Origin of the sequence: Actinomyces sp. MRS3W (assembly GCF_032465695.1) — a bacterium.
Classification (GTDB): domain Bacteria; phylum Actinomycetota; class Actinomycetes; order Actinomycetales; family Actinomycetaceae; genus Actinomyces.
In genome coordinates, this window is sequence record NZ_JAWDJJ010000252.1 from 1 (window position 1) to 7,353 (window position 7,353).

Sequence of the window (7,353 nt, forward strand, 5' to 3'; positions counted from 1 at the left end):
GGCCTGTGGCGGCGCGGGCCGCAGCCGGCCCTCGCGCACCAGACGACTGAGCAGCTGCGTGTAGTGGACCACCTCGTAGTGCCCGCCCACCTGCGGGTACTCCCGCGCCAGCGTGTTGAAGCAGTGGGCGCAGGTGACCACGATCTTCTGGGCGCCGACCTCGCTCAGCGTCTCCACGTTCTGCGCCGCCAGCATCTGGAAGAGGATCTCGTTGCCGGCGCGGCGGGCCGGGTCACCGGTGCAGGACTCGGCGTCGCCCAGCACGGCGAAGCTCACCCCGGCGGTGTGCAGCAGCTCGGCGACCGCGCGCGTCGTCTTCTTGGCCCGGTCCTCGTAGGCGCCCGCGCAGCCCACCCAGAACAGGTAGTCCACCTCGGAGGCGTCCTCGACGTCCACGCCCACCACGGGCACCTCGAAGTCGAGGCCCTTGGCCCAGTCCATGCGCTTGCGCGCCGCCAGGCCCCACGGGTTGCCCTTGGACTCCAGCTTGCGGAACATCTGCCCCAGTTCCTTGGGGAAGGCCGAGGCCATGAGCACCTGCTGGCGGCGCACGTCAATGACGTGATCGAGGTGCTCGATGTCCACCGGGCACTGATCCACGCAGGCACCGCAGGTGGTGCACGACCACAGCACGTCGGCCGGGATCACCTCGCCGGCCAGGGGCGCCGGGCGCGTGGCCACGCCCACCTCGGACGGGGCGGCTTTGGCGGCGAGCAGGGCGCCGAGGATGTCGCCGGTGTGGGCGCTGCCGGGGGCGAGGCCGAGGTTGTCGTCGTTCTCCAAACCGTCGGTCATGCCGGTCAGGCGGCTGAGGGGGCCGCGGGCGCTGCGGCGCTCGGCGAGCATCTCCTCGGTGACCTCATCGGGTTCCACCCCGAGCGCGCTCGCGGCCCGCAGGTAGGGGGCGACGGCGGCGTGATGGTCGCGCAGTGCCAGGGTGAACAGCTTGGGGGACAGGGGCTTGCCGGTGTTCCAAGCGGGGCACAGATCCTGGCAGCGGCCGCACTCGGTGCAGGTGGAGAAGTCCAGCAGCCCCTTCCAGGTGAAGTCCTCAATGCGCTCGACGCCGAGTTTGACCTCGGTGCCCTCCTCCTCGGCGGCCTCCATGGCGGCGTCGAGGTCGTCCAGGGTGTCGGCGGTCAGCGGGCGGCCGTCGGGCAGCAGCAGCGGCTTGGCGGGGCCGAGCGCCTTGGTGCCGTCGGTGTTGCGGCGTGCGTAGAGGTTGATGAAGGCGAGGAAGCGGTGCCAGGCCACACCCATCGACGGCTGTAGGCCGACCACCACGAACCAGCTCATGGAGATAACGACCTTGAGCGTGGCCACCACCGTGATCGCGGCGGCCAGGCCGCTTGCGCCGAGCGGCGTCAGCAGTGGGCCGGTCCAGGCCGTCAGCGGGAAGTGCGTCCAGTGCGCCAGGGCGGCGTCGGCCGGGTCGGGGGACAGGGCGAGCTGGGCGTGCTCGAGCATCCGCAGGGCGATGACGCAGAGGACCACGCCGGCCACGACCGCCTCCACGAAGTGCGCCTGGCCCTGGCTGGATCCGGCGAAGCGGGAAGTGCGGGTGCGGGTGCCGCCCGCGGAGTCGCCGTCGAAGGGGGGCGCGGCGGCGCGGCGACGGGTGAGGCGGCGGCGCACCGTGATGAGGTGGATGATGCCCACCAGGCTCGTCCAGGCAATGATCTCCACGACCCACGACCACCACGCCTGGTGGCCGAGCCACGGCAGCTCCCAGCGCGGCCCGGCCAGCACCTGGCCGTAGCCGGTGACCAGGGTGAGGAACAGCAGCGGGAAGCTGACCATGACCAGCCAGTGCGCCGCCCGGATCCAGGGGCGGCCCTTGAAGGCGGTGTGGCCGAGGACCTCGCCGAACATGCGCAGCAGGCGGCGGCCGACCGGCCGCAGGCGTTCGCGGGGGACGGGGCGGCCCACGCCCATGCGGTTGCCGATGGTGACGCAGGCGCGGCCGAATACGAAGACGCCGACCACGGTTGTCAGTGCGACGATAAGGGCGCACACGACGCGGACAGCCAGCAACCAATTCATGGTCTCAGCCTACGCAACTGCGCTGAACCGGCGCGGAGGCGTCACGAAGGGGCGAGCTTGTTGGCCGTTGCACACATTGGATGCGGGTGCGGCGGAGGAATTGGCGTGATTCTGCGGTTTCCGGTTTTGTGTCGGTAAGGTTAAGGGGGTTCCCGTGTGCGGCGGAGGCTTCGGCGCACACGGGAGGGTCGGGAGTGAATTCCGGCGCTCTGGGTGAACCGGCGAGATTGCGGGGAAAAGTCCGGATTTGGGGCTCCCGTGGGTGACTCTCCCGTGTGCGGAGGCCTGCCGTGTCCTGGAGCGCCCGGGAACGGGCGCACGCAGTGACCGGCTGCGGCGGCCGTGGCGCGGCGACGAGAGAGGCGCCGGTGGGGATCACGGTCGCGCGTGACGGAAGACCGGTAGCCACGCTCAACGCTGTTGCCGGTGCGCCGAAGCCTTGGGCGTCGACAACCGTGCAGGTCGTTTGTGAGCCCTATGTCTATGACCCGAGGCCCCGTGCATGGCGGGGATTCGGGGTCAGAGGATCGTGCATGGAAGGCTTCTCCTCTCCGGCAGGTCCTTTTACCTCCGGCAGACCTTTTCGCCTTCGGCGGTCCCACTCCAACCGCCCGCGAGGGCAGCCGGATCAAGAGCCGCCACCGAACCTTCGCGGGCATCCCCGAGCATCCCCAATGTGAGGAATCGACGCAGTGATCGTGGGAGCCTTCAGGCAAGAACCTCCCGGCCACGGTGCTGGTGCTGCTCGGGAGCTACATGTACGCTGCGGGAGACAAATCGGTTACGGCCGCCGGGGCGCTGTTCATACGTCGCCGTGCGGTTGCCGCCAGTACACGCGTCTCCGTACCGGATCCCAGGGAGTGCATCCATGAGCCCGAACCGCACAACCGATACTCCTCACGAGCCCGACGATCCCGACATCGCCGAGGCGATGCGTGCTCGCCGGGAGGAACTCGGCCTGAGCGTCCGGGAGGTCGCCGCCCGCGCCGGGGTTTCCGAGCAGACCTGGCGTAACTATGAGGCTGGACGCACGCAGGTGCGCGGCGATAAGCAGATAGGGGTGTGGGAGGCACTCGCATGGGAGCCTCCGACCGCGTGGGACGGCCTGGCCGACCTCGCTGCCATGCTTCAGGGCGGCGGCCCGATGTCCGAGGACCTTGGGGATCTCGAGGACTATCTCGGGAGCATGGAGGAAGAAGCCGCCCAGGCGGCCGCCGATCTGCCCATCCCCGATTGGGACGACATCCCGACCGTGCTGTCCGAGGTGTACTCTCCGCGGCTGGCCCGCATGCTCGGAGAGGACGCCGCCCGCTGCTTCGCGCTGGGCACGTTCCTGTTCGACATGTCCGTTGCCGAGGATCTTGAGGGTCTCGCGGAGCTTCCCCGCGGCACCCACCTGGGCCAGCTCGACGAGACCCACATCGGCACCACCCTGCCGCAGCTCTGGCTGACCCGCTACGACTACGAATTCGTCTTCCAGCTGCGCGGCACCGCGCGGGATCTGTCTCTGCGCCTGGTCGGCGCCGTCCCGGCGGCCAATGAACCCCTGGTGCGCAACGTCGCCGACGCCCTCGTGCTTCACGACATCTTCAACCTCGGTGGCGTCATCGCCGACTCGCGCGGTGCCGACATCGACGAAGCCCGCTGGGAGGGCTGGGTGGATGCCCTGTCGGGCCGCGACCAGCCTGCTCACGCGCTCATCGCCATGGGCCTGGTTCCGCCCGCCGACGCGCCCGAGCACTTCGACAACTGGTTCCAGCCGCTGCCCAGCCCCTTCATCCCCGACTGGGACGGCGTGGGCTCAGGATCAGGTACGACGACGGCGTCCGGCCCGGCCGACGGAACCGTCACCCCGCTGCGCCGCAGCCACTGACGGCGCCGCCGACGTTTACTACGCCCGTACTCTCCCTGCTGTACCTCTTGGGCTGGTGGGTGCTGGCTGTCTCAAGGCCGGTGGGCGGTGGCAAAGTGTCCATTGGTCGCAACTTTTGAGTTGTAGGACGGTGCCTGCCGGTGGTCTTGACTGATTTTGCCCCGGTAGGATGCGGTTTCTGAAGGCTGTTGGTCGGCGCCGGCGGCAAAAGTTGCGACAGATGGACACTTTTGGGGGCCGCTGCCTGGCCGACGCCGACCATCAGGGCGCGCAGAGACATACTGTTCCGCCACACACTCCACTTGAGCGCCCGCACAACTACGGCAGCGCCCACCACGACGCCCACCCTGCGCCACCGCGGCGTCTACTACGCCTGTTCGAGGTCTACTACACCACTTCAGGGTCCTGCTGAAGGGCTCGGAAACTTTCAGCAGACCGCTAACTGGCGTACCCAACGGTGAAGTGGCGTTCCATAGGGCGCGGCGTTGGCGGCTTGTCTCTCTGCGGCATCCCCAAACTGCCAACCGGGGCCCGAACGAAGCTGGTGGCTCTGACGTCGCCGACGTCCCCTTAGGCCTCCAGCGCGGGCGCCTCGCTCATGCCGGGCACGACGCCGCCGCGGCGGGCATGGACCTTGGCGGCCTGACGCAGCGTCAACTGGCGAGTCAGCGTCATGACGGCGCCCGAGATGACGGCGAAAGCGACCACCTCGCCGAGACGGTAGCTGAGCACCTGGTCCTCCTCGCGCGGCGCCGGCCGCCCGGTGACGGCCTGCCATCCAATAGCCACGGCCTTCTCGGCGATTGCGCCGGAGACCAGGAGGGTGAGGGCGGAGGTAACCGTCCAACTGAGGCTGTTCTTCATGATGACGACTCCCTGATATTCGACGGACACCTAGCTAGCGGGCGACGGGCGCTGCTCAGGCCGGTCACCGGCTTTCACCCCGATCCTGTCACAGGGTCTGGGGACGTCGGGCCCGGACGCACCGCCAACCTCGCATTGTCCGGGGATCGCTCAGCCGCCTTTCAGGCGTGCGGCACGCGGGTTGGGGCGGCGCCCCACATCGGCGTCGCCGACGTCGTCGCGCTAGGCTGTTCCCACAACGACAGGGGAGCGCCCCGTCGTCGGCGGGCCTCGGCTCGCCAGCGGCAACGGCGCTGAGAGTGCGGGAAGCCGCAGACCCTCGAACCTGATCCGGTTCGCACCGGCGAAGGAAGTCGAGATCTCCCCGGGCGCCGCAGCGTGCCCGGGCCCTCCGGACCGCCATCCAGGAGGATCACCATGACCGCCAATCGGACCACCGGGCGCGCCGCCGCGCCCCGCCTCGCCACCATCCGACCCACCCGCCGCGCGCTGCTCGCCGGGGGCGCCACCGCCGTCGTCGGCCTCGCACTCGCCGCCTGCGGCTCCGGCGCCGATAGCCCCGAGGCGAGCGGAACCGCATCGGGAGGCGCGCGCACCGTCACCGTCGTCACCTACGACTCCTTCGACCTGCCGGACGCTCTCATCGCCGCCTTCGAGACCGATACCGGCTACACCTTGGAGATCGCGCGCTCCGGCGACGGCGGCGAGGTCGCCAACAAACTCATCCTCACCAAGGACGCCCCGCTGGGCGACGCCGTCTACGGCATCAACAACACCATGGCCTCCCGCCTCCTCGCCGAGGGCGTCGTCGACACCTCCACCGCTCTCAACCTGCCCGACGGCGCCGCGGACTATCTGGCTCCCTACATCGTCGACGACACCCCCGCACTCGTGCCCATCGACTTCGGGGAGGTGTGCGTCAACGTGGACACCTTCTGGTTCTCCGACCACGGCCTGGAGCCGCCCTCCACTTTCGAGGACCTCACCGACTCCGCCTACAAGGACCTGTTCGTCGCCGTCAACCCGACCACCTCCTCCACCGGCCTGGCCTTCCTGCTGGCCACCATCGGCCACTTCGGCGAGGACGGCTTCGCCCAGTACTGGCGCGACCTTGTCGCCAACGGCACCAAGATTGACGAGGGCTGGTCAGACGCCTACTACACCGACTTCACCGCCGGCGGCGGGGACGGCGCCTACCCGATCGTCGTCTCCTACGCCTCCTCACCCGCCGCCACCCTCACCGACGACGGTGCCGCCACCACCACCGCCGTCCTGCCGCGCACCGCCACGCGCCAGGTCGAGTACGCGGGGGTCCTCGCCGGGGCCGCCAACCCCGACGGCGGTGCTGCCTTCGTCGCCTGGATGCTCTCCCGCGACGTCCAGGAGGCCATCCCCGACGCCATGTACATGTACCCCGTCGACCCCGACGCCGCCCTGTCGAAGGAACTCGAGCAGTTCGGCTCGACCGCGGAGGACCCGATCGTCGTCGACCCCGATGACATCGCCGCCCACCAGCAGGAATGGCTCGCCACCTGGGCGGAGGCCGTCGGCCAGTGACGGTGGGCGTGCGGGGCAGGGCGCCGGTGCGTGAAGCCGGAGGCGCTGGTGCGTGAGGGCGGGCCGGTGCGCGAGGGCCACCGCGGCGGCGATGACGACCGGTTTGGGCACGTCATGAGTGCCGGTTTCGGTGCGTCATTAGTGCCGGTTTGGGCACGTGATAAGTGCCGGTCTCGGCGAGGGGACGGGACGTGCGGGCCGCGGGCGACGGCGGGGGAGCGGATCGGCTGGGCGCTCGCCGTTGCGCTGCCGCTGGCCTTCCTCGGCGTCTTCTTCGCCTGGCCCGTGCTCACGCTGCTGGCGCGCGGCGTCATCCCCGACGGGCACCTCGACCTAGGCGGCTTCGGTGAGGTCCTCGCACGCCCGCGCACCTGGCGGGTCATCGAACAGACCCTCATCCAGGCGCTCGCCGCCACCGCCATCTGCGTCATTCTCGGTATCCCCGGGGCGCTTGTGCTCTACCGGCGCCGCTTCCCCGGGCGCGACCTGCTGCGCGGCGTGGTGACTGTGCCCTTCGTGCTGCCCAGCGTCGTCGTCGGCACCGCCTTCCACGCTCTGGTCACCACCGGCGGGCCGCTGGGCGGACTGGGGCTGGACGGTACGCGCACGGCGGTGGTCGCCGCGCTGGTGTTCTTCAACTACGGGTATGTGGTGCGCAACGTCGGGACCATGTGGTCGCGCCTGGACCCGCGCGCCGTCGAGGCGGCCCGCACGCTCGGCGCCTCCCCGTGGCGGGCCTGGCGCACCGTCACCCTGCCGAGCCTGCTGCCCGCCATCGCCTCCGCGGCCGCCACCGTCTTCCTGCTGTGCGCCACCGCCTACGGGGTGGTGCTCGTCCTGGGCGGCACCGGCGCCGGCACCATTGAGACCGAGATCTACCAGCTCACTGCCCGCTACCTCGATCTGCGGGGCGCGGCCGTGCTGTCGGTGGTGCAGCTGGGCGTCATCGCGGCGGCCCTGTGGGCGGGGGAGCGGGCTCGCCGCGCCCGCCAGGCGCACCTGGCGCTGCGCACCGA

The 7,353-nt window shown here is 70.2% G+C and carries 5 protein-coding genes and 1 riboswitch; of the genes, 3 read left to right on the forward strand and 2 right to left on the reverse strand.

Going from position 1 to position 7,353, the window contains the following annotated elements; translation table 11 throughout:
- A partial coding sequence (locus tag RWX45_RS09665; protein ID WP_316023517.1) for a (Fe-S)-binding protein occupies positions 1 to 2,043 on the reverse strand: 2,043 nt, incomplete at its 3' end.
- An 868-nt stretch (positions 2,044 to 2,911) separates the two neighbouring features.
- Here RWX45_RS09665 and RWX45_RS09670 point away from each other — a divergent pair.
- Positions 2,912 to 3,916: a helix-turn-helix transcriptional regulator gene (locus RWX45_RS09670; protein ID WP_316023518.1), complete on the forward strand. Its 1,005-nt coding sequence runs from the start codon at positions 2,912 to 2,914 to the stop codon at positions 3,914 to 3,916.
- Between the two features lie 570 nt (positions 3,917 to 4,486).
- Here RWX45_RS09670 and RWX45_RS09675 read toward each other — a convergent pair.
- Positions 4,487 to 4,780: a DUF4235 domain-containing protein gene (locus RWX45_RS09675; RefSeq protein WP_316023519.1), complete on the reverse strand. Its 294-nt coding sequence runs from the start codon at positions 4,778 to 4,780 to the stop codon at positions 4,487 to 4,489.
- Positions 4,781 to 5,013: 233 nt separating this feature from the next.
- Positions 5,014 to 5,149, forward strand: a riboswitch (TPP riboswitch).
- Between the two features lie 48 nt (positions 5,150 to 5,197).
- On the opposite strand from RWX45_RS09675, the gene RWX45_RS09680 reads away from it, so the two are divergent.
- Both RWX45_RS09680 and RWX45_RS09685 read left to right on the forward strand, forming a co-directional pair.
- Complete coding sequence (locus RWX45_RS09680) at positions 5,198 to 6,337, forward strand: thiamine ABC transporter substrate-binding protein (protein WP_316023520.1); 1,140 nt, start codon at positions 5,198 to 5,200, stop codon at positions 6,335 to 6,337.
- A gap of 30 nt (positions 6,338 to 6,367) precedes the next feature.
- A partial coding sequence (locus RWX45_RS09685) for an ABC transporter permease (RefSeq protein ID WP_316023521.1) occupies positions 6,368 to 7,353 on the forward strand: 986 nt, incomplete at its 3' end.